Annotated in this window: 21 protein-coding genes and 1 tRNA gene; 15 read left to right on the forward strand and 7 right to left on the reverse strand. The window is 63.2% G+C overall.

Going from position 1 to position 22,220, the window contains the following annotated elements; genetic code table 11:
* Positions 1-116 precede the first annotated feature (116 nt).
* From KPG71_RS05405 to KPG71_RS05415, 3 genes are all read left to right on the forward strand, one after another.
* Entirely contained in the window at positions 117-440 is a 324-nt protein-coding gene (locus KPG71_RS05405; protein ID WP_216337089.1) for a TraR/DksA family transcriptional regulator, read from the forward strand.
* A 64-nt stretch (positions 441-504) separates the two neighbouring features.
* Positions 505-714, forward strand: a complete 210-nt coding sequence (locus tag KPG71_RS05410; protein WP_216337090.1) for a hypothetical protein — start codon at positions 505-507, stop codon at positions 712-714.
* 101 nt (positions 715-815) lie between these two features.
* Positions 816-2,870: an enoyl-CoA hydratase-related protein gene (locus KPG71_RS05415; protein ID WP_216337091.1), complete on the forward strand. Its 2,055-nt coding sequence runs from the start codon at positions 816-818 to the stop codon at positions 2,868-2,870.
* A gap of 21 nt (positions 2,871-2,891) precedes the next feature.
* Here KPG71_RS05415 and KPG71_RS05420 read toward each other — a convergent pair whose 3' ends face one another.
* Positions 2,892-3,107: a hypothetical protein gene (locus tag KPG71_RS05420; RefSeq protein ID WP_216337092.1), complete on the reverse strand. Its 216-nt coding sequence runs from the start codon at positions 3,105-3,107 to the stop codon at positions 2,892-2,894.
* A gap of 145 nt (positions 3,108-3,252) precedes the next feature.
* On the opposite strand from KPG71_RS05420, the gene KPG71_RS05425 reads away from it, so the two are divergent.
* Positions 3,253-3,513: a DUF2312 domain-containing protein gene (locus KPG71_RS05425; RefSeq protein ID WP_216337093.1), complete on the forward strand. Its 261-nt coding sequence runs from the start codon at positions 3,253-3,255 to the stop codon at positions 3,511-3,513.
* A 36-nt stretch (positions 3,514-3,549) separates the two neighbouring features.
* Here KPG71_RS05425 and KPG71_RS05430 read toward each other — a convergent pair whose 3' ends face one another.
* Together KPG71_RS05430 and KPG71_RS05435 are read right to left on the reverse strand one after the other, a co-directional pair.
* Positions 3,550-4,395, reverse strand: a complete 846-nt coding sequence (locus tag KPG71_RS05430) for a hypothetical protein (protein WP_253196106.1) — start codon at positions 4,393-4,395, stop codon at positions 3,550-3,552.
* A 345-nt stretch (positions 4,396-4,740) separates the two neighbouring features.
* Positions 4,741-4,816, reverse strand: a tRNA-Thr gene (locus KPG71_RS05435).
* Between the two features lie 221 nt (positions 4,817-5,037).
* Between KPG71_RS05435 and KPG71_RS05440 the strand changes: the two genes are divergently transcribed.
* The 9 genes from KPG71_RS05440 to arsJ all read left to right on the forward strand — a co-directional run bounded on the left by KPG71_RS05440 (position 5,038) and on the right by arsJ (position 14,568).
* Positions 5,038-6,348 (forward strand): FAD-binding oxidoreductase, encoded by a 1,311-nt coding sequence (locus tag KPG71_RS05440; RefSeq protein ID WP_216337095.1) that lies wholly within the window; start codon positions 5,038-5,040, stop codon positions 6,346-6,348.
* 622 nt (positions 6,349-6,970) lie between these two features.
* A complete protein-coding gene (locus KPG71_RS05445) occupies positions 6,971-8,188 on the forward strand; it encodes a porin (protein WP_216337096.1) in 1,218 nt (405 codons plus the stop codon).
* A 144-nt stretch (positions 8,189-8,332) separates the two neighbouring features.
* A complete protein-coding gene (locus KPG71_RS05450) occupies positions 8,333-9,166 on the forward strand; it encodes a sulfotransferase domain-containing protein (protein WP_216337097.1) in 834 nt (277 codons plus the stop codon).
* Positions 9,159-10,031 (forward strand): sulfotransferase domain-containing protein, encoded by an 873-nt coding sequence (locus tag KPG71_RS05455; RefSeq protein WP_216337098.1) that lies wholly within the window; start codon positions 9,159-9,161, stop codon positions 10,029-10,031. The genes KPG71_RS05450 and KPG71_RS05455 overlap by 8 nt, the downstream gene beginning before the upstream one ends.
* A gap of 84 nt (positions 10,032-10,115) precedes the next feature.
* Positions 10,116-10,616, forward strand: a complete 501-nt coding sequence (locus KPG71_RS05460; RefSeq protein WP_216337099.1) for a hypothetical protein — start codon at positions 10,116-10,118, stop codon at positions 10,614-10,616.
* Positions 10,617-10,682: 66 nt separating this feature from the next.
* On the forward strand, positions 10,683-11,420 hold the full coding sequence (locus tag KPG71_RS05465) for a heparan-alpha-glucosaminide N-acetyltransferase (RefSeq protein WP_216337100.1): 738 nt from the start codon (positions 10,683-10,685) through the stop codon (positions 11,418-11,420).
* A 51-nt stretch (positions 11,421-11,471) separates the two neighbouring features.
* On the forward strand, positions 11,472-12,314 hold the full coding sequence (locus KPG71_RS05470; RefSeq protein WP_216337101.1) for a helix-turn-helix domain-containing protein: 843 nt from the start codon (positions 11,472-11,474) through the stop codon (positions 12,312-12,314).
* Complete coding sequence (locus KPG71_RS05475) at positions 12,311-13,309, forward strand: ArsJ-associated glyceraldehyde-3-phosphate dehydrogenase (protein ID WP_216337102.1); 999 nt, start codon at positions 12,311-12,313, stop codon at positions 13,307-13,309. Before KPG71_RS05470 ends, KPG71_RS05475 begins: the two co-directional genes overlap by 4 nt.
* A 23-nt stretch (positions 13,310-13,332) precedes the next feature.
* Entirely contained in the window at positions 13,333-14,568 is a 1,236-nt protein-coding gene (arsJ, locus tag KPG71_RS05480; RefSeq protein WP_216337218.1) for an organoarsenical effux MFS transporter ArsJ, read from the forward strand.
* Here arsJ and KPG71_RS05485 read toward each other — a convergent pair.
* Positions 14,557-15,795: a lytic murein transglycosylase gene (locus KPG71_RS05485; protein WP_216337103.1), complete on the reverse strand. Its 1,239-nt coding sequence runs from the start codon at positions 15,793-15,795 to the stop codon at positions 14,557-14,559. The two genes, arsJ and KPG71_RS05485, sit on opposite strands and share 12 nt — an antisense overlap.
* 281 nt (positions 15,796-16,076) lie before the next feature.
* Here KPG71_RS05485 and KPG71_RS05490 point away from each other — a divergent pair, with 281 nt between their 5' ends.
* Both KPG71_RS05490 and dusA read left to right on the forward strand, forming a co-directional pair.
* Positions 16,077-17,816: a SulP family inorganic anion transporter gene (locus KPG71_RS05490; RefSeq protein ID WP_216337104.1), complete on the forward strand. Its 1,740-nt coding sequence runs from the start codon at positions 16,077-16,079 to the stop codon at positions 17,814-17,816.
* Positions 17,817-17,915: 99 nt separating this feature from the next.
* Positions 17,916-18,914, forward strand: coding sequence for a tRNA dihydrouridine(20/20a) synthase DusA (gene dusA, locus KPG71_RS05495; protein WP_216337105.1), 999 nt, complete (start codon positions 17,916-17,918; stop codon positions 18,912-18,914).
* Positions 18,915-18,990: 76 nt separating this feature from the next.
* Here dusA and KPG71_RS05500 read toward each other — a convergent pair whose 3' ends face one another.
* From KPG71_RS05500 to KPG71_RS05510, 3 genes are all read right to left on the reverse strand, one after another.
* Positions 18,991-20,634, reverse strand: a complete 1,644-nt coding sequence (locus tag KPG71_RS05500; protein ID WP_216337106.1) for a CTP synthase — start codon at positions 20,632-20,634, stop codon at positions 18,991-18,993.
* 172 nt (positions 20,635-20,806) lie between these two features.
* Positions 20,807-21,169 (reverse strand): preprotein translocase subunit SecG, encoded by a 363-nt coding sequence (secG, locus tag KPG71_RS05505; RefSeq protein WP_216337107.1) that lies wholly within the window; start codon positions 21,167-21,169, stop codon positions 20,807-20,809.
* A gap of 126 nt (positions 21,170-21,295) precedes the next feature.
* Positions 21,296-22,165 carry a GGDEF domain-containing protein gene (locus tag KPG71_RS05510; RefSeq protein ID WP_216337108.1) on the reverse strand — a complete coding sequence of 290 codons (870 nt, stop codon included), beginning with the start codon at positions 22,163-22,165 and terminating at the stop codon, positions 21,296-21,298.
* Positions 22,166-22,220: the final 55 nt, after the last annotated feature.

The raw sequence follows: 22,220 nt of genomic DNA on the forward strand, positions 1-22,220 counted from the left end.
TTCGACTGTCGTTATATCGGATATATTGCATATGACGCAAACCCTGCGTCTTGACCTGTGTCAAGGTTATATGCCGTCCTGCGTGCAAGAGTACCTGTTGCTGACGGAGGATCGCAATGAATTCCAAAACGACTTATCGCGAACTACTGATGTCCCGGCTGGCCGAACTGGACGGTCGGTTGCATCGGATCGAATCCGAGTTGGACGAGGAGCACTCGAAAGACTGGGAGGAAGCCGCAGTCGAGCATGAGAGTGACGAAGTTCTCCAGCAACTCGGGCAAAGCGGACAGGAGGAAATTGCGCGCATCCGGGCCGCATTGCAGCGGCTGCGCGATGGTACATATGGTGAATGTGTACGCTGCGGTGATCAAATTTCCGCCGAACGGCTGAAAACGCTGCCCGAAACGCCTTTATGCAAGGACTGTGCGGCAGCCGTGTGATAGGCTGGGTCCACCGGTGTCCCCTGGTTTCGAAGCTGCCGGTATCGATACGGAGGAGAGTCGAATGGCCGATCTGAACGACCAGCTTGCAAAGCTGAAGGATGAAATCCTGAATGGTGATCCTGACACACGCCATGGTTACGAACCGCAGTTGGCGCAGTTGATCGAGGATATGCAACAGCAAGGTATGGCCGTGCCGTCCGATATTCGGTGTTTGCATGAAGAACTGGTGAGCGAAGCCATCGAAGCGCAATTCGACAACATGCCCGTTTGACATCGTTCGGTTAACGCCGGGGCAATCCGATGCTTGCGTAACGCGATTTTCTTCGTACTAATTCGTACAGATCGTGATTGTCATGACAAGCGGGGGACAGTTTGACGTCAGAAGTTCACCACGAATTGCGTGATGGTGTTGCTCTCGTCACTCTGGATCGCCCTGTCGCCAATGCGTTGGCCCCGTCCTTGCGGGCCGAATTGCGCGATGTTCTGGCAAATGTGATGGCCGATGATGCGGCGCGGGCTGTGGTGCTGCGTGGTGCGGGCAACGGATTTTCTTCGGGGGTCGATATTTCGGAATATGACGGGCCACTTGCCAGTCCGTGGATTTCCGATTTGTGCACCCTGATCGAAAACGCGCCCAAACCGGTGGTGGCCTGTTTGCATGGCGCGGTTCTGGGCGCGGGGTTCGAACTGGCGCTGGCGGCACATGCGCGTGTGGCGTCGCGTCAGGCGCGGTTGGCCTTGCCAGAGGTGACATTGGGCCTGATCCCGGGCGGGGGAGCCACGCAAAGGCTGCCCCGCATCGTCGGGGCGCAGGCTGCGTTGGAGTTCATGCTTTCCGGACAGATCGTTGCAGCCGATGACCCGCGCATGGCGCGGCTGTGCGATCGTATCGTCGAGAGCGACCCTTTGGACGCGGCGCTGGATCTGGCGCGTGATCTGGCCGGTCGCGGCACATGGCGGCGGACCTGTGATTTCCAACGCGGGTTTTCCGATCCCGAACGCTATCGAAAGGCCGTTGGGGGGATCGCGGCGCAACTCGCTGCTGTCGAGGGGCCCGAGCATGATGTGGTCAAATGTGTCGAGGCCGCGCAGCTTCTGCCCTTTGATCGGGGCCTGGAATTCGAAGGGGCGCTGTTTCAGGACCGGTTGAACAGCTCCGAGGCGCGCGCGCGCCGACATCTTTATACCGCCGAGCGCCGGGCTGCGATCTTTCCCGAAGTGGCCCGCGTGCCCCAGCCGCTGCCTTTGAATCGCATTGCTCTTTTGGGGGATGGCGCGCTGCTGGCCGAATTGGCGGTGGCATTGCTGGATGGTGGCAAGCATGTCGATTTGATCGCCTCGTCCGAGGGCGCGCCCGACGCCGTGCTGAAGCGTGTGGCGGGTATCTATGAAGGGGCGGTCGCGCGCAAGCGGCTGGATGCCAGTGAACGCGATGCCCGGCTTGCGCGACTGGCCCGGCAGGATGGTGCGAAAGAACCGCCAGCGGTGGATCTGGTGATGGATAGCGGACAGGTCGCGTTTTCGGATGACTTGTCCAGGTCATATGCAGGGGCGATATGGGCGGTATTGGGCGACGGGCATCGCGTGGCATCGCGGTCGGAGCACGTTGCAGGCCCTTCACGCTGTTTGGGGCTGCGGTTGTATCGCCCGGCGCATTCTGTGCGCCTGGCCGAAATCGCGGTTCCCGATGGTGCGGAACCGGCGGCTGTTTCGGCTGTGGCGCGCATGCTGATGGGGCTGGGCCGGACGGTGATCAGGTGTTCGGGTGCTCCGGGCGGAGTGGGCGATACGATGCACGCGGCGTTGTGCCGGGCCGGGCTGGCACTGGCGCAGGCGGGGGTGTCTCCTTACGAAGTGGATGCCGCAGCACGTGATCTGGGGTTTTCCCAGGGGCCTTTCCGAATGATGGATGCCGAAGGGCTGGAGCCTGAACTGGAGCGGATCAACCGCCTTGCGAGCCTCAAGGAGGCGCCGCCTTTGCCCGATGGGGGAGTGTTGCAGGCGCGTGTCGCCGACGGAGCGACAGGGCAGGCCGTTGGCCGTGGATTTTACCTTTATCCCGAAACGGGCGGTCCGCAACCTGACGCGGCGGTGTCGGCCTGGAGCGATGCGCAGGATACGGATGCCGATCTGAGCAATATCAGCGTGCAAGAGGCGCTTCATGCCGCGTTGGTGAATGCAGCGGCGCGTCTTGTGGTGGACAAGGTGGTGCAGCGTGCCTCGGACATAGATGTGGTGATGGTCAAGGGGCTGGGCTTTGACAGCAAACTGGGCGGCCCGCTGTTGCAGGCCGACTTGCAGGGTATGCTGCATCTGTTGCGGGTGATGCGGGAATTGGAAACGCTGGACCCGGCGCTTTGGCGCCCTGATGCCCTGATCGAGGATATGGTCAAGAATGGCCGCGGCTTTTTCGGTCGCTCGGTTTGAGACTCAAACAGAACAAGGGCCTCAGCCCAGCAGAATCCCGACAACCACCAGCATCAGTCCCAGGACCGACAGGAAAAGCGCGCCGGTGTTGATCGGCACCACTTTGCGGATTTCTTCGCGCAGCGTGTCATCGTCCAGCCCGGCCTTGCGGGCCTTCCAGACCTTTACGATGCACCATACAAGCCCCGCGAGTCCGATGAGCGAGACCAGCGCCCCAAGCCAGATCAGCCATTCCATAGCGTGCCCCTTTCGCGTTGCCATGCGCCGTCAAGCGCCTAGACGACCGGGCGCGAAACTGCAACCGTCAAGACGGATGCAGATGTATCTTGCAGGTGCCGTTTGGCGCGGTTAGGAGAGGAGCCTCTAGCGATCGGAGGACTTCATGGACGATACCAACCCACAGTCGAGCTATCGTGTCACTGCGGACGAACTGCGCCAGTTCATCGAACGGTTCGAGCGGCTGGAAGCCGAGAAAAAGGACATCGCCGATCAGCAGAAGGAAGTCATGGCCGAGGCCAAGGCGCGCGGCTATGACACCAAGGTCATGCGCAAGGTCATCGCGCTGCGCAAGCGTGACCGTGACGATATCGCCGAGGAAGAGGCGGTTCTTGAAATGTACAAGGAAGCGCTCGGGATGAGCTGACCGCCAGCAGCTTGTGCGGCCCTGCCTCGATCCCGGTCACGGTGTGATCAGCGTCACGCCCGGAATGCGCTGAATTTCCAGTACGTCGTCGTCATAGATATCGCTCAGGTGCTGGATGAATTCCTCGGTCCAGCCGGGGATGTCCAGCTCTTCTTCGATGGCCTCTTCGTCGGCGAACTTGTCCAGGAATGCCGCGATCACACGCCTTTTCTGCGTTTCGCTCATGTCGGGATGGGTTTTCAGATAGGCCTGAAAGCGTTTCCTGCCTGCTTGGGTCATGATTTCCGACAACAACGAGAATTCACCTTTGAAACCTTTGGCCGGGTCCAGTCCGGCCAGTTCCCGAACGACTTCGGCCCAGATCAGGGGTGTGTCCTCGTTGCACCAGACCGTGATCGGCAAATCGGGACAGGCGGTACGTATGCGCGCGATCATTTCCGACCAGCGAAAGCCGGCGGGGTCGCTGCCCCGCAGGAACTCGGGGAATGTCGTGAACGGTGTATGTTGAAAAATCGCGGGCAGGAAGGTGGCCGGATTGCAGATGGCCAGGAACAATTCCAGCTGGTCCTTGTGAAATATCCTGTCCAGCGTTCTGAGCCGCTGGTCGGCCGCGCCGTAAAACACCCCGGAGGATGCGGCCATCTTGGGGGTGCCGAAAAAGCCGGGGTTGGAGAGCACGATCCTGTCGGCGCTGTCGTCTTCCAGGAATGAATCGAGCAGGACTTCGCGGACCTCGGAAGACAGGCCGCCATGTTGCGCCTCCTGCAGGGTGTCGCGGATCAGTTTGCGATAGGTGGACGGGGGCGGTGCGAAAGTGCCCGCTTCGGCCAGCATGTCACTGTTGGCGTCCAGGCATCTTATCAACCGGTCCTCATCGGTCATGTGCGCGCCTGCGTGAAAAACGACGTGCATTCCTGTCCTTATCTCCTGCTTGAAACACGGCTAATATAAGCGGTTTCTCAGGTAGTTAAACCGTTTTGACATCAGCCCGGCCTGCATGCCGAATGACGCCTGAGAGCGCGCGATTCTTCGATGGCAGAGGTCCGGGCAGCCGGAAGCGCAAGGGGGGGGGCCAAGCGCATCGGGGCAGGCCGGATGCCCACCACACAATGGGAGGCTACTTGCCGAAAGAGGCAGCTATTTGGAAAACCAAAGGCATTCCGGTGTCGTTTTGTTGATAGGCCGGCTGTCTGCTGTGGTGGATAATGTAATGAAAACAGTTAATTATGGTGCCCCCACACGGACTCGAACCGCGGACCTACTGATTACAAATCAGTTGCTCTACCAGCTGAGCTATAGGGGCATACCGCCTGATCTGGGTCGGTCGAGCCGGGCAGGCCTGTTTTCGCGGTCGCTTATTGTCATAGTCGGACCGCCGTGTCGATATCTTTTTCGACCCGGAATGCAGGTTTGTGTCGCGTGGCCTGTGGATGGTTGGGGCTTGTGGTAGGCGGGATGTTCCCGCAGATTGATCCGCGGTTGCCTGTGCCGGACGGGGCGGGCGCGAAACGGGGATGACGGGACATGACGATCTGGACGGGCGAAGCGGAACCGGGGCGGCCCTGGTGGTGGGAGGCGGCGGCGCCGGTGGCGGAGTCCGACGATCTTCCGGGAACGTGCGATGTGCTGGTGATCGGTGCGGGGTATACCGGGCTGTCCGCGGCCATTGCCGCGCATGATTGCGGTGCGCGGGTCGTGGTGGTCGAGGCCGGGGTGCCGGGGCAGGGCGCGTCGAGCCGCAATGGCGGCATGTTCGGGGCGCATCCCCGGCTGGGCTGGGCGGATCTGGAACGCCGGTTCGGGGCGCAGACGGCGGATGCGTTGTTTGCCGAGGCGGGACCGGCCCTTAACTGGGCGCGCGGTCTGATCGAGCGCGAGGGAATCGACTGTGATTTTCAGCAGACGGGCCGCATTCAACTGGCCTGGACGGCGGGCCATTTCGAGAACCAGAAGAAACTGGCGCAGAGCGTGCGCGACAAGAGCGATGTCGCGGTGCGGATGGTGGAACGCTCTGATCTGAAACAGGAAATCGCGACCGAAAGCTATTTCGGCGGGCTGATTTTCCCGGAACATGGCGCCTTGCATCCGGCCAAGTATCACCGTGGATTGCTGGAGGCGGTGCGCCGTCGCGGCGTGCCCGTGGTGACGCAGGCGGCGGTTACCGGGCTGGAGCGTGCGGCGGGCGGGTTTAACGCAACGACCGCCAAGGGCCGGGTGCAGGCGGACAAGGTGATTCTGGCCACCAACGGCTACACCACCAAACCTTTCACCTGGCATATGGCGCGGGTGTTTCCTCTGTCGAGCTACATGATCGCGACCGAGGAACTGCCCTCGAACCTGATCGGGCATATCGCGCCGGGGCGGCGGATGATGGTCGAGACGCGGGCGCGGCACAGTTATTATCGCATCTCACCGGATGGAAAACGGGTGCTGTTCGGGGGGCGTGCGGCGATGGTTGAAGTGCCCCCGGAGCGTGCCGCCGAGCGGCTGTGCCGGACCATGTGCGAGATCTGGCCCGAGTTGCGGGGTGTGAAAATTTCCCATTCATGGCAAGGCTTTACCGGATTCAGTTTCAATCACATGCCCAAGGTGGGCGAACGTGACGGGGTGCATTACGCGATGGGCTTTTCCGGGTCGGGCACGGTGATGGCTCCCTATCTGGGGGCCAAGGCGGCGTATAAGGCGCTGGGCGATGCGCGGGGGGAGACGGCTTATGCCGATACAACGTTGAAACGGCATGTGTTGCATCCGTTCCGCAAGCCGCATTTCCTGAAGGCGGCGGATGTCTATTATCGCGAATGGGTGGACCGCTGGGAAACCCGGCAGGGGCGTTGAGGCGCGTTTCGTACGTTTTGTACGATGTGTACGCGCGTTTTGTACGAAACTTCGGGGGCTGACGGTCATATGTGTCCAACAGGGACGCACACCGGGGCGGCGCACGGGCCTTTAACCCAATTGCAAGACAGTCCGGGGCAGGGTGGAGCGGTGACAATTCCCGCGTAAGGACCGGACCGTTTTGACCACTTGTAAAATACCTGAGCCGATCATCGCATGGCTGGCGATCCTGTGCGGACAGGTGGCGATGGCCCGCACACCCGCGCGCAAGGCCCTGCAAAGCGGTGTGGCCGGGCGGCAACGGGGGGATGGAATCACCGGGTTCGGGCGGTGTGGTCGCCGTATAAAGAAGAAGAGTGCGGCCCGAAGGCGGAAACCGGTCCATGCGGGCGATATGGCGTTTAAACCCCCGGAAAACCTGCAACATGCCTGTTTTTCAAGGATAAGCGGCAGGCCCGTCCGGGGCGTGTGTGGTTTAAACGTCACAGACCGGACAACAACGCCACGGGCGGGGGCGGGTTCGTTGACACCTGAGGGGTGTTTGGAGCATTCCATCATCCAAGCCGTGTCCATCTTGGGCGGCGGTGGAACATGAAACTTCCTGCTTTGATGGAGGGACACCTTGAAAAAGCAACTTCTCTGCACCAGCGCGATCGCTCTCGGCGTCGCAGCTGCACCCGCAGCAGCCCAGGAATGGAACCTGGATTGGGGCGGTTATTACAACGTTGACGTTCTGTTCAACAGCACGAGCGGCAACAACATCCCGGCCAACGTCGATCTGGACGGTGCCAACATTCACCAGAACGGTGAAATCATCTTCACCCCGTCGGTTACGCTGGACAACGGCCTGACCTTCGGTATCAACGTTCAGATGGAAGCTCTGAACGCTGGCGGTGGTGCTGACGGCATCGACGAATCGTACATGTTCATCGAAGGCGACACCATGGGTCGCGTCGAAGTGGGTTCGGAAAACTCGGCTGGTTACAAGCTGATGACCGGCGCACCCGGCGTTGGCTTCGGCATCAACTCGCCGTCGCCGTCGGCCTTCCACCCGACCGCGTTCTCGCCGGCTGGCTTGCCGGGCGTCTATGGTATGGCCCGCAACGCATTCGGTTCGTCCTACACTGAAGTTGCCGGTAACAACGACACCGCGCGCATCAGCTACTACACGCCGAGCTTCAACGGCCTGACCCTGGGTGTTTCGTACGCACCGGGCAACACCAACGCCGCCAACTCGGGCCTGGTGAACCGTAATGTCGCTCTGAACGACATCTTCGACATCGGTGTGAACTACAGCCAGACCTTCGGCAATGTCGACGTCGAACTGGCCGCTCGCTGGGGTACCGGTGACGCAGGTCAGAACCTGGTGTTCGTTGCCAACCCCGGCGGTCTGCCCGGTACGGCAATCTTCACTCCGGCCGTTACCCAGCCGGGTGACCCGGAAACCTGGGGTGTCGGTGCGCGTCTGGGCGTTTCCGGTTGGACCTTTGGCGGTTCGTACGCTGAAAACGACAGCGGCCTGGCAAATGGCGTTGGCGACACCGAAGGCTGGAGCCTGGGCGTGACCTACGACCTGGCCGGTCCGTGGACCATCGGTTTCGACACCTATCAGGGTGAAGGCACTGCTGCTGCAGCTGGCTTTGTTAAAGCGACCGACGAGTACGAAGCCTACCAGCTTGGCGCAGAGCGTGAACTGGGCAACGGCGTTGCATGGCGCATCTACGCCATCCAGTCGGAAACCTCGCGTTCGGTCAACGTTCCCAACGCTTTCGCACCCGGTGTGTCGAAGCTGAAGGTTGAATCGACCACGATCGGTACTGGTATCCGCCTGAACTTCTAATCCGAAGTTTAGCAGGATCTAATGGGAAGAGCGGGCCTTGTGCCCGCTCTTTCTTGTTTCGGAGGGCCGGCTTTTCGCATAGACATGGCCCGACTGCGATGTCGCCCGTTGCGACCGCGATGCACGAACCAAAGACGCGAGATCATGAAGAAAAGCATTGTCTGGCTGGCCAGCTATCCCAAGTCGGGGAATACGTGGACCCGGGCCTTTCTGGCCAATTACCTGGCCAACGCGAAAGACCCCATCGGAATCAATGATATCCACAAGTTCGGTGTGGGCGATAACATTGCCGAGATGTATCGCCGCGTGGCGGGCGGACAGTTCGACCTGAACGATGTGGAGCAATCGGTCAGGTTGCGCGGGCGTGTTCTGGGCGGGATCGTGGCGAACAATGCCGACGTGAACCTGGTCAAGACGCATAATATCAATCGCGATGTCTATGGCATTCAGTTGATCCCGGTCGAGGTCACGCGCTCGGCCATCTACATCATGCGAAACCCGCTGGACATGGTGACGAGCTATGCGCGCCATTTCGGGCTGACGGTGGACGAGGCCGCGCACAGAATCTGCCATCCGCATAACGGCACGTCGCCTTATGAAAAGAATGTCGCCACCTTCATGGGCTCGTGGTCGGAACATGTAAGAAGCTGGACGCAGCGTTTGCCCTATCCGGTTCTGGTCATGCGATACGAGGATATGCTGGCCCAACCCGAGGTGGAATTCGCCAGGGTCGTCGAGCATTTCGGGATGCCCGTGGACCGGGAGCGGCTGGACCGCGCGATCCGGCATTGCAGCTTTGACGAGTTGAAGCGGCAGGAGGACGAGCAGGGGTTCATCGAAGGGTCGGAATACACGGATCGCTTTTTCAACAAGGGGAAAAGCGGGCTGTGGAAGGATGAATTGAGCCGCCGCGTGATCAAGGAAATCAAGCGCGGCAACCGGGATGTCATGAAGAAATACGGGTATTACGATGAGTGATCTCAAACGGATCATCTGGCTGGCCAGTTATCCCAAATCGGGCAATACGTGGATGCGCAGCCTGCTGGCGCATTATTTCATGCCGGTGGAGCACGCGCCGGACATCAACCATTTGCCGAATTTCACCACGGGCGACGTGCGCAAGGATTTCTTCAAGCGCGCCAATGGCGGTGTGCCGTTCCAGACCGACAGCGAAGAGGAATGGATGCGGGTGCGCTCCAAGGCGTTGCGTCTGATCGCGGCGTCCAAGCCGCATCATCACTTCGTCAAGACCCATTGCCAGACGATCCGCCTGTTCGATCAGGATGTGATCCCGCCGGACCTGACGGCGGCGGCGATTTACGTGATGCGAAACCCGTTCGATCTGGCGCCATCCTTTGCGCGCCATCAGTCCTGCGACATTGATACGGCCATCGACCGGATGACGAACCCGACCATGATGACCAAGACCGACGAAGGTATTTTCGAGGTTCTGGGCAGTTGGGACGATCACGTGAATGTCTGGACGCAGGCCCCCGGTTTGCCGCTGCAGGTGGTGCGCTATGAGGATTTGCAGACGAAACCCGGCCCGACCATGCGTGCGTTGCTGGGCAAGTTCCTGAAAGTGTCGGTGGATACGAAGAAGCTGACCTATGCGATCAAATCCACCAGTTTCGACGCGATGAAGAAGCAGGAAGACACCCTCGGATTCAAGGAACGCCCGCCGGGAATGGAGCGGTTCTTTGCCAAGGGGCGCGCGGGTGTCTGGCGTGAGGATCTGACCCCGGCGCAGGTGGGGCGTATCCGCGAGGCGTTTCTGCCGACGCTCGAGAAATGGTATCCCGAGATGCTGGCCGAGACCGAGGCGTTCGCCGCCGCGGGCTGAGGCAGGGGCCGCTTGCGCGCGCAGCCGGATGTATTACCTTGTGTACAGGCCCCCGATCGGCGGGGGTGATGGAAAGGCCGTGACATGAGCATTTACAAAGCGATTTCAGTGGCTTGCCTTTCAGGGCTGGCTGCCTGCGTGAGTCTGGAACCCGCCGGGGTGGCCCGGCTGGGCAGCGATCCCGCACTTGGCGGGGGCAGTTACACCTCGGGCGGGGGTATCACCGTGGCCGCCGATCTGCGCAATCAGGGCGGGCGCACGATGGTGTGCGGGGTCTGGGCGCAAAGCCGTCAGCAATCCATCCTGACCAAGCTGGTCGAGCGCAAGGTGCTGGGCACCGGAGCGGTATTTCTGGGCGACGAGCCCGTTGTGCGCGGGCTGGTGTTCATGCGCGAGGTCGAGCCGCGTGCCGATTACGGCGGGGCCGAGGCGCAATGCGTGATCACCGAGCGGCCCTGGCGCGCAGGAGACGAAATGCGCCGGCCAACCGTGCGCATCCCCGGACAGATCGTTGCCGACGAGAGTGATGAAAACGGGACGATGATCGTCGAGTTCAGACCGACGGGGCCGGGCGCGGGGCTGTAGGCCGGGGCCTGTCGGCCTGTCCGAAACCTGTTATCCTGCGGGCAGGCAATGGTGAGGCATGGCAGGATGCAGGCAATACCCCGTGGCAGGATCGCCGCCATCGACTATGCGCGGACTGTCGCGCTGCTTGGGATGGCGGTGTATCATTTCACCTATGATCTGACGGTGTTCGGGGCGCTGCCGCCGGGCATGGCCTCGCAAGGGGTGTGGCGCGAATTCGCGCGGCTGGTGGCGGGCAGTTTTCTGGCCCTTTCGGGGGTCAGCCTGTTTCTGGCCCACGGGCAGGGGCTGCGGCTGCGACCCTTTTTGCGGCGGCTGACGCTGGTCGGGCTGGCGGCGGGGGCGGTCAGCCTTGCGACCTGGGTGATGATGCCCGAAGTCTTTGTTTTCTTTGGCATTCTGCATTCCATTGCGGTGTCCAGCGTGTTCGGTCTGGCATTCCTGCGCGCACCGGGTGTGGTCACGCTGTTGGCTGCGGCGCTGTTTCTGGCGCTGCCTGCGGTGTTTCGCGCCTATGGGCTGTCACCGGACTGGCCGGTCTGGCTGGGCCTGTCCGGCCTGAACCGCCCGACCATGGATTTCGAGCCGGTTTTCCCGTGGACGGGTGTGTTTCTGGCCGGGCTGGGGGGGGCGCAACTGACCGCCCGTCCGGGAGGATTGGATGCGCTCTGCCGCTGGAGGCTGCGCGGGGGGCGGGTTCACGCGGCGATGGCGTGGCCGGGGCGGCACAGTCTGGCGATCTACCTGATTCATCAGCCGGTGCTGTTCGGCGCGGTTTATGTCTGGGCGAATTTTATCCGCTGATCGGGGGTGATGAGGCTTGCGACTCATTTATATTTCCAATATTCATGAAATATGGAAAAAGAAATCGCCTCCCGCCTCGCCACGTTAGGCCATCCGCAAAGATTGTCGATTTTTCGGCTGCTGATGCGCCGCTATCCCGACCGTGTGCCGGCGGGGGAGTTGGCGCAGGCCCTCGGGCTGAAGCCCAGTACGTTATCGGCCTATTTGTCGGCCCTGACACAGGCCGGGCTGATCACGCAGGATCGCGCGGGTACGTCCCTGCGATACGCGCCGGATATGACAGAGGTGCGACGCACCTTCGATTATCTGCTGATGGATTGTTGTCGCGGGCGGCCGGACATCTGTTCGCCCGTGTCCCTGTTTTCCCCAGAAGGACCAGAGACCATGGACCACCGGAAATACAATATTCTGTTCATCTGCACCGGCAATTCCGCCCGGTCGATTTTTGCCGAATCCATCCTGCGCCAGGTGGCGGGGGATCGGTTCAACGCCTATTCGGCAGGAACGCGGCCCTATTCCGAACTGAACCCCTTTGCTCTGGAGGTGTTGCAGGCCAAAGGGCACGATACCGACGCGTTGCGATCAAAGAACCAGACCGAGTTTCAGGGGGCGGACGCGCCGCGGCTGGATTTCGTCTTTACCGTCTGCGATCAGGCGGCGAACGAGGAATGTCCGGCCTGGGACGGGCAGCCTGTCAGCGCCCATTGGGGAATGCCGGACCCGGTGCAGGCCGGGGGATCGGATGCCGAGAAAAGTCTTGCGTTTCAGGCGGCTTACGGAACGCTTTTGAACCGGATCACCGCGTTCGTCTCGTTGCCCATCGACTCGCTTGACCGGATGTCGTTGCAGCGGGCGGTCGATGATATCGCCCGCGATGACGAGGTTTCGGCATGACTGTCTATGCGCTGAACGGACTTGGCCGGATGGGCAAGCTGGCGCTGCGGCCCTTGCTGGAGCGTGGCGCGCAGGTGGCGTGGATCAACGATGCGGTGGGCGATGCGGAAATGCACGCTCACCTGCTGGAGTTCGACACGGTGCATGGCCGGTGGGATGCGGAATTTTCCCATGACGATCAGTCGATTACAATCGACGGGGTGCGCATTCCGTTCATCGGGACGCGCGACTTGTCGGCGCTGCCGCTGGACGGTGTCGATGTGGTGATCGACTGCACCGGCGCGTTCAAGACCGAGGCGAGGCTGGCCCCGTATTTCGAGGCGGGCGTGAAAAAGGTGGTGGTTTCGGCCCCGGTGAAGGACGGGCCGACGGCGAATATCGTCTATGGCGTGAACGAGGAGACCTACGATCCGGCGCAGCACCGCATTGTCACGGCGGCCAGTTGCACCACCAATTGCCTGGCGCCGGTGGTGAAGGTGATACATGAGGAAATCGGTATAAAGCATGGGTCCATAACGACAATTCACGATGTCACCAATACGCAGACCATCGTGGACCGCCCGGCCAAGGATCTGCGGCGTGCGCGCTCGGCGTTGAACTCGCTGATCCCCACGACCACCGGCAGCGCCACGGCGATCACGCTGATCTATCCCGAGCTCAAGGGGCGGCTGAACGGCCATGCGGTGCGGGTGCCGTTGCTGAATGCTTCGATCACCGATTGCGTGTTCGAACTGGAGCGCGCGACCACGGCGGAGGAGGTGAACGCGCTGTTCAGGGCCGCTGCCGAGGGGCCGCTCAGGGGCATTCTGGGCTATGAGGAGCGCCCGCTGGTCAGTGCGGATTACACCAACGACACGCGGTCCAGCGTCATTGATGCACCTTCGACCATGGTGATCAACGGCACGCAACTGAAGGTCTATGCGTGGTATGACAACGAAATGGGCTATGCCCATCGCCTGATCGACGTGGCGCTGATGGTGGGGGGCAGCCTGTGACGGCACGGGCGCGCCCCGAGGGGATGTCGGCCTATGTCGCCGTGACGGCGGCCTATTGGGCCTTCATGCTGAGCGATGGCGCGCTGCGTATGCTGGTGCTGCTGCATTTCCACACGCTTGGGTTTTCGCCCGTTCAACTGGCCTATCTGTTCGTGCTGTATGAAATCGCTGGCATGATCACCAACCTGTCGGCGGGCTGGATCGCGGCGCGGTTCGGGCTGACGGCGACGCTTTATGCGGGGCTGGGGATACAGGTGCTGGCGCTGCTGGCGCTGGCGCAGCTCGATCCCGGCTGGGCGATCGGCGTTTCGGTCGCCTATGTCATGTGTGTGCAGGGGGCCTCGGGGGTGGCCAAGGATCTGGCCAAGATGTCGTCGAAATCGGCAGTCAAGCTGCTGGCCCCGCGCGACGGGGCGGGGCTGTTCCGGTGGGTCGCGGTGCTGACGGGGTCGAAAAACGCGGTCAAGGGCGTGGGGTTCCTGCTGGGCGCGGCGCTGCTGGCGGGGCTTGGCTTTGCCGGTGCGGTCTGGGTCATGGCCGCCGTGCTGGCGGCGACCCTGTTGGCGGTGGCGCTGGCCATGCCGCCGGGCCTGCCGCGCGGGCGCAAGGGGGCGAAATTTTCCGAGGTGTTTTCGGATTCGGCCAATGTGAACTGGTTGTCGGCGGCGCGGGTGTTCCTGTTCGGGGCGCGCGACGTGTGGTTCGTGGTGGGCATCCCGATCTATTTCTACGCCGTTTTGTCGGACGGGTCCGAGGCCGGGAACCGCGCGGCGTTTTTCCTGATCGGCAGTTTCATGGCGGTGTGGATCATCCTGTACGGGGCCGTGCAGGCCGCCGCGCCGCGCCTGTTGCGCGCCGCCAGCCGGTCCGAGGGCGACTTGATCGCGGCGGCGCGGGGTTGGGCGCTGGCGCTGTGCGTGGTGCCGGGGCTGCTGGCCGTGGCGGCATGGCTGGCCCCGCAACCCGCCGGGTGGCTGACCGTGGTGCTGGTGGCCGGTTTGCTGGCCTTTGGCGCGATCTTTGCCGTCAACTCATCGCTGCATTCCTACCTGATCCTCGCCTTCACGCGGGACGAGCGGGTGACGATGGATGTGGGGTTTTACTACATGGCCAATGCCGGTGGGCGGTTGATCGGAACGCTGCTGTCGGGGCTGACCTATCAGACGGGCGGTCTGGCGCTGACATTGGGCACGGCGGCGGTGATGGTGGCGCTGTCGGCGCTGGCGGCGGGGCGGTTGTGCCCGGTGTCAGCGGGATAGGGCGGATGCCATCGCCGGGGTCGGGAAACAGGTGGCGGGCTTGCCCGATGCCTCCTGCCAGCGGCCGATGGAGCGGCGGGTCTTGAACCCCGGCAGCCCGTCGGCACCGCCCACGTCATGCCCCATGCCGATCAGCGCGCGCTGCATCGCCGCGATGTCCGAGCGGTACATGCGCCCCACGTCGCCCCACCGGCCCTGAAAATCGCCGCTGCCGAACCGGATGCGGTCGCCCACATGGCCGACGAAGAGGGCGTAAAGATCGCTCATGTTGTAATCCTTCAGCACGTAGAAATTCGGCGTGACGACGAAGGCCGGGCCGTGGCGGCCCGCCGGCATGAGCAGAAAGCCCTGGCCGCGCCGTTCATGCGCCGGGAAGGGGCGGCCCGAGACGCGGGCGATGCCCATCGCCTCCCACTCGGAAATCCGGCGGCCCTGATCGGGGCCTTCCAGCGTGCAGGAGACCTGCGGCGGCACGCGCACCTCGAACCCCCAGTCGCGCCCGGCGATCCAGCCGTGACGCGCCAGATAGGTGGCGATGGAGGCGATGGTGTCGGCCTCGGAGCGCCAGATATCGGCGCGCCCGTCGCCATCGCCGTCGGCGGCGTATTTCAGGAAGCTGGAGGGCATGAATTGCGGCTGGCCCAATGCGCCCGCCCAACTGCTTTTCATGGCCGCGCCGGGGGCATGGCCCGCCTGCGCGATTTGCAGCGCGGCGATCAGTTCGTCGGTGAAATAGGGGGCGCGGGTGCTCATGAACCCCTTGGTGGCAAGCACCTGAAAGGCGTTGTGCGGGATCGCGGCGCGGCCATAGGCGCTTTCGCGGCCCCAGATGCCCAGAACGAAGCGTCCCGGCACGCCGGTGGTGCGCTCCACGCGGCCGAGGGTGGCGGCGTGGCGTCTGGCCATGGTCCGCCCTGTGCTGGTGGCCGCGTTCAGGTTGCCCGCGCTGAAATAGTTTGCGGGCGCGCCGAATTCCGATTGCCGTTGTGCCTTTGGGGTGCGCGGTGCGCTGCCGGGCGGCACCAGATCGGGCAAATCCCAGTTCAGCCGGACACCCGAAAACGCGCTGTCGAAGGTGGCGCGGCTGACACCCTCGGCGCGGGCGCGGGGCCAGATCGTTTGCTCCAGCCATGTGCGAAACTGCCGCTCGATGGCGGCGCGGTCCTGCGCGATGGCAGGGCCGGGGAGGGTGGTCAGGGCCACAAGCAAGAGAAGGGCGCGCAGCATGGCAAGCTCCGGTATCGGGACGCGGCCAGCATGGCGCAACCGCCCCCCGAGCGCCAGCAGGTAACGGGTGGGTCCGCCTGCCGGATGATGTCGCACTGCCCTGATCGTCGGCCCGTGGCGGCGGAGCGCACGGCAATGTGATTGTTCCGGTGGTAGACGTATTCCGATTGTGCAATATGTCCTTGCGCGGGCGACGACACCCGGATGTCAAACGGTAACGAAACCGAAACACCGGGTCTTGTTCACCATCCCTGACCGCCCGCCCGAAGGAGAGCTTGCCGATGCATCCGCTTTTGCGCCGCTACATGCCCATTCTCGATTGGGGCCGGTCTTATAACCGTGCGGCTCTGTCGAACGACCTGCTGGCGGCGGTGATCGTGACGATCATGCTGATCCCGCAATCTCTGGCCTATGCGCTGTTGGCGGGGTTGCCGCCGCAGGCGGGGATTTATGCCTCGATCCTGCCGATCGTTCTCTATGCGATATTCGGCACCAGCCGGGCGCTGGCCGTGGGGCCGGTGGCGGTGGTGTCATTGATGACGGCCTCGGCCATCGGGCAGGTGGCCGAACAGGGCACCGCCGGGTATGCGGCGGCGGCGCTGACGCTGGCGCTGATGTCGGGCGGATTCCTGGTGATGCTGGGGGTGCTGCGGCTGGGGTTTCTGGCGAATTTCCTGAGCCATCCTGTGATCGCCGGGTTCATTACGGCCTCGGGCATCCTGATCGCGGCCAGCCAGCTCAGGCATATCCTGGGCGTGCCGGCGCATGGGCATACCCTGTTTGACATGGTCAATGCGCTGCTGGCCCATATGGGGCAGATCAACGGGCCGACCGTCCTTATCGGGGCGGGCGCGACGGCCTTTCTGTTCTGGGTGCGCAAGGGGCTCAAGCCGCGCCTGCGTGCGCTTGGGGTGGGGCCGCGCATGGCCGATACGCTGACCAAGGCGGGCCCGGTTCTGGCCGTGGTGCTCAGCACGCTGGCGGTGTGGGCGTTCGATTTGCAGGCGCGCGGCGTGGCTATCGTGGGCGAGGTGCCGCAGGGGTTGCCGCCGCTCACGATGCCGGGGCTGTCGCCCGATCTGTTGGGGCAGCTATTGGCCCCGGCGATCCTGATTTCGATCATCGGGTTCGTGGAATCGGTTTCGGTCGCGCAAACGCTGGCGGCGCGCAAGCGTCAGCGGATCGACCCGGATCAGGAGCTGATCGGGCTGGGTGCGGCCAATATCGGCGCGGCCTTCACCGGCGGGTATCCGGTGACGGGCGGGTTTTCGCGCTCGGTCGTGAATTACGATGCCGGGGCCGAAACCCCGGCGGCGGGGGCGTTCACCGCGCTTGGGCTGGCGGTTGCCGCCGTGGCGCTGACGCCGCTGGTCCATTACCTGCCCAAGGCCACGCTGGCGGCGACGATCATCGTTGCCGTTCTGGGGCTGGTCGATCTGTCGATCCTGCGCAGGACATGGGCCTATTCACGCGGCGATTTCCTGGCGGTGGCCATCACCATTGTCCTGACGCTGGCGCTTGGGGTGGAAACCGGGGTGGCCGCCGGGGTCGTCACGTCGGTTGGGCTGCATCTTTACAAGACATCCAGACCGCATGTGGCCGAGGTGGGGCTGGTCCCCGGCACGCAGCATTTCCGCAATATCCACCGCCATGACGTGCTGACCGATCCGGGCGTCGTGACCCTGCGGGTGGATGAAAGCCTGTATTTCGTGAACGCCCGGTTCCTCGAGGATCTGGTGCAGGACCGTATCGCGCGGGGCGGTGGGCTGCGGCATGTGATCCTTATGTTTTCGGCGGTGAACGAGGTGGATTTCTCCGCGCTCGAAAGCCTCGAAGCGATCAACCGCCGCCTTGGCGAGTTGGGGATCGGGCTGCATCTGAGCGAGGTGAAGGGCCCGGTGATGGACCGGCTGAAAATGGTGCACTTCCTGCAGGAGCTGAACGGTCAGGTGTTCCTCAGCCAGTACGACGCTTGGATGGCGTTGACGGGCGGGCGATCGGACGCGACGGCCCGCGCCTGAGCCTTGCGCCGCCGGGGGACGGTTGCACAATGGCGCAACTGGGATATATGGGGCGTTCGTGATATGTTGCACCGCCCCGCGCCCTGACGAACTGACCGCATGATCGTAAACCGCCACGCCAAGCTTTCCGTCGCGCCGATGATGGACTGGACCGACAGGCATTGCAGATACCTGCATCGCCTGCTGTCGCGCGATGCGCTGCTGTATACGGAAATGGTGACCGCCCCGGCTCTGGTGCGGGGCGGGGCGCTGCATCTGCTGGAATACACCCCCGAGGAACATCCCGTCGCCCTGCAACTGGGCGGGTCGGACCCCGCGGAACTGGCGCAGGCGGCAAAGCTGGGCGCCGAGGCGGGCTATGACGAGATCAATCTCAATGTCGGCTGCCCCAGCGACCGGGTGCAATCGGGCACGTTCGGCGCGGTGCTGATGAAAGACCCCGGCCTCGTGGCCGAGTGCTGCGCGGCGATGATCGCGGCGCAGCCGGTGGAGGTGACCGTCAAATGCCGGATCGGCGTGGACGAACAAAACCCCGAAGAGGTGCTGCCCGAATTCCTGTCGCGCATCGTCGCTGCCGGGGTCGAACGCGTCACCATCCACGCGCGCAAGGCCTGGCTGCAAGGACTCAGCCCAAAGGAAAACCGTGATGTGCCGCCGCTCGATTACGATCTGGTGCAGCGGATGAAGGGGCTGTTTCCCAACCTGCATATCAGCGTCAATGGCGGGATTGCGTCGCTGGAACAGGCGCGCGGTTTTCTGGATGCCGGGCTGGACGGGGTGATGATCGGGCGTGCGGCCTATCACCAGCCCGCCGATGTCCTTTGCGCCGCCGACCGGGTGATCTTTGGCGCACAGGGGCCGGACAGCACGCCCGAGGGCGCAGTGCTGGCCATGCTGCCTTATATCGAGGATCACCTCGCGGCAGGCGGCAAGCTCAACCAGGTCACGCGGCACATGCTGGGCCTGTTCGCAGGCCGCCCCGGCGCACGGGCGTGGCGGCGCATCCTGTCCGAAGGTGCCACGCGCCCCGGCGCGGGCCCGGAGCTTGTCGAGATGGCCCTGGCGCAGGTCACCGATCCGGCGCGGGCCGCAGAGTAGCCCCGCCGTTTTCTTCTTGCCCGAAAATATCCTGGGGGGAGGCCGCAGGCCGGGGGGCAAAGCCCCCCTCACACCGTCAGACCAGCCGCGAGGTTTCCACCGCCGCGCGCACGAAATCGGCGAACAGCGGGTGCGGGTCGAAGGGTTTGGATTTCAGTTCGGGGTGGAACTGCACGCCGATGAACCACGGATGATCGGACCATTCCACGATTTCCGGCAGGCGGCCATCCGGGGACATGCCTGAAAATGTCAGCCCGACCTCTTCCAGTTTCTCGCGGTATTTCACGTCCACCTCGTAGCGGTGGCGGTGGCGTTCGTCGATGGCGGTGGTGCCGTAGACCTGCGCCACGCGGCTGCCCTCTTTCAACGTGGCGTCATAGGCCCCGAGGCGCATCGTGCCGCCCTTGTCGTCGCTGACCTTGCGCTTGACCTTCTCGTTGCCCTGCACCCATTCCTTGAGGTGGTAAACCACGGGGGTGAAACGCTTTTTCCCGGATTCATGGTCGAATTCCTCCGAGCCTGCGTCGCTCAGCCCGGCGAGGTTGCGCGCGGCCTCGATCACGGCCATCTGCATGCCAAGGCAAATGCCCAGGTAGGGGATCTTGCGCTCGCGGGCGAACTGGGCGGCCTTGATCTTGCCCTCGGTGCCGCGTTCGCCAAAGCCGCCGGGCACGAGGATCGCATGGAACCCTTCCAGATGCGGGGCGGGGTCCTCGGTGTCGAAAATCTCGGCATCCACCCATTCGACATTGACCTTCACCCGGTTGGCCATGCCGCCATGAGTCAGCGCCTCCTTGATCGACTTGTAGGCGTCTTCGAGCTGCGTGTACTTGCCGACGATGGCGATGTTTACCGTGCCGTCGGTGTTGTGGATGCGGTCCGAGACATCCAGCCATGTGCGCAGGTCGGGTTTGGGGGCGGGCGATATGCCGAAGGCGTCCAGCACGGCCTGATCCAGCCCTTCGCGGTGATAGGCCAGCGGCGCCTTGTAGATCGAATTCAGGTCATAGGCGGCGACCACGGCCTCTTTGCGGACATTGCAGAACAGGGCGATTTTCTCGCGTTCCTTTTCCGGGATGGGCTGCTCGGAGCGGCAGACAAGGATGTCGGGCGCGATGCCGATGGATTGCAACTCCTTGACCGAGTGCTGGGTGGGCTTGGTTTTCAATTCGCCGCTGGCGGCAAGGTAGGGCAGCAGCGTCAGGTGCATGAAGATGCATTCGCCGCGCGGGCGGTCATGGCTGAACTGGCGGATCGCCTCGAAAAACGGCAGGCCCTCAATGTCGCCCACGGTGCCGCCGATTTCGCACAGCATGAAATCGACCTCGTCGTCGCCGATACCGATCCAGTCCTTGATCTCGTTGGTGACGTGGGGAACGACCTGGATCGTTTTTCCGAGGTAATCGCCGCGGCGTTCCTTTTCCAGCACGTTGGAATAGATGCGCCCGGAACTGACCGAGTCGGTCATCCGCGCGGGCACCCCGGTGAAGCGTTCGTAATGGCCGAGGTCCAGATCGGTTTCGGCCCCGTCATCGGTGACGAACACCTCGCCATGCTCGAAGGGCGACATCGTGCCGGGATCGACATTGAGATACGGGTCCAGCTTGCGCAGGCGAACGGAAAAGCCGCGTGCCTGCAACAACGCGCCCAGGGCTGCCGAGGCCAGGCCCTTGCCCAGAGAAGACACAACGCCGCCAGTGATGAAAATATACCGTGCCATGCGCTGGCATCCCCCGTGATTGCAGGCCTGAAATTCAAGCCGGTGACGAGCCCTGACCGGCCGGATTCGACCGCAGCACCACGGGACTCAATATGTAATGGATTCGCGTGACCAAGGCAAGCAGACCGCAAGATGCTGTTGCGGCCTGAAAATCTGCCTCAAGTCGTTGTGTTCAGTCGGCGCTCGGCGTCAGCGGGGCGGTATCGTCCGCCGCCGGCGGCAGGAGCGAGTCGCCGCTGTCCGGCGCGGCGGGATCTTCGGCTGCGGGAACCGGCATGTCGGTGAGCCGGTCCAGAACCGACGAATCGGCCGATTGCTGTGCCGCCAGAATGGTCAGCGTCAGCGAGGTGACGATAAAGGCGATCGCCAGTCCCCATGTCACCTTGTTCAGCGCCGTTGCCGCCGAACGGCCCGAAATGGCACCACCGCCGCCACCGCCCATGCCAAGGCCGCCGCCTTCCGAGCGTTGCAGAAGCACCACGCCGATCAGGGCGAGGGCCAGAAGAAGGTGGATGATCAGGACGACGTTTTCCATGTGGGGCGGCCTTTGTCGGATGCGTGTGGCGTCTCGCGCGGTATCTATGCAATTCCGTGCGCGCCCGCAACCCGGCAATGTGCCGTGTCCGAATCCCGTGGTGATCCCGTGCTGCAGGGGGGCGGGTCACATCCTGTGGCGGGAAAACCGTTCGCGTTTGTCGTCATACATGCGCGCATCGGCCTGCGCCAGGAGGTGCCGGCCCGATTCGCCATCGGTCGGGAAACAGGCGCAGCCCATGCTTGCCGTCATGTGCAACGGCCCGTCGGGCAGGTCGAACGGTTTTGTGAAGGCCGTGCGCAGGCGGGCCGGAATATCGCACGGGGCCTGCCCTTCGTCGCAGCGTTGCGACAGGACGGCAAATTCGTCCCCGCCGATACGCGCGATGATGTCGCGCGGTCCGCAGGCCGCCCTGAGCCGCTGCGCCGCCTGCACCAGCAGGGCATCGCCCGCCGCATGGCCTTGGATGTCGTTGATGCGCTTGAACCCGTCGAGGTCGATCAGCGTCAGCGCGAATCTCTGTCCCGTGCGCTGCGTCCGGTGCAGGGCGGCGGCCAGTTGTTCGTCGAAGGCGCGGCGGTTCAGAACGTCCGTGACCGGATCATGGTTGGCCCGCGCGTGCAGGTCGCTCAGGACATCGCCGTCGATCCGGGTGCGCCGGATATGCGAAATGAAATGTGCCGGTGCGCCGTGCGGGTCGCATTTCAGCGTGACGTTCAGTTCCGCCCAAAGGTAATCGCCCCCGGGGCGCCAGTAGCGTTTGAGCATCGAATACCCGCCCATGCCCCGCTGGCGCAGGTCTTCGACATGCGCCTCGTCGCGCAGCAGGTCGTCGGCATGGGTGATGTCCTGAAAATACATGCGCCGCAGGGTGTCGGGGGAATGACCCAGCACCCTGGACAGCGCGCTGTCGACGGTCAGGAACCGGCCATCGAGGCTGACATTGGCCCGGCCAGCAGATGCAGAAGCGGAAAGTCGGGACAGCCATTCGAACACGAAATTCACCTCCCCCAGCAAAGGTGTTGTGTAAAATAATCTTAAGGTTTCATGA

Origin of the sequence: Roseovarius sp. PS-C2, from assembly GCF_018862045.1 — a bacterium.
In the GTDB taxonomy this organism is placed as follows: domain Bacteria; phylum Pseudomonadota; class Alphaproteobacteria; order Rhodobacterales; family Rhodobacteraceae; genus Roseovarius.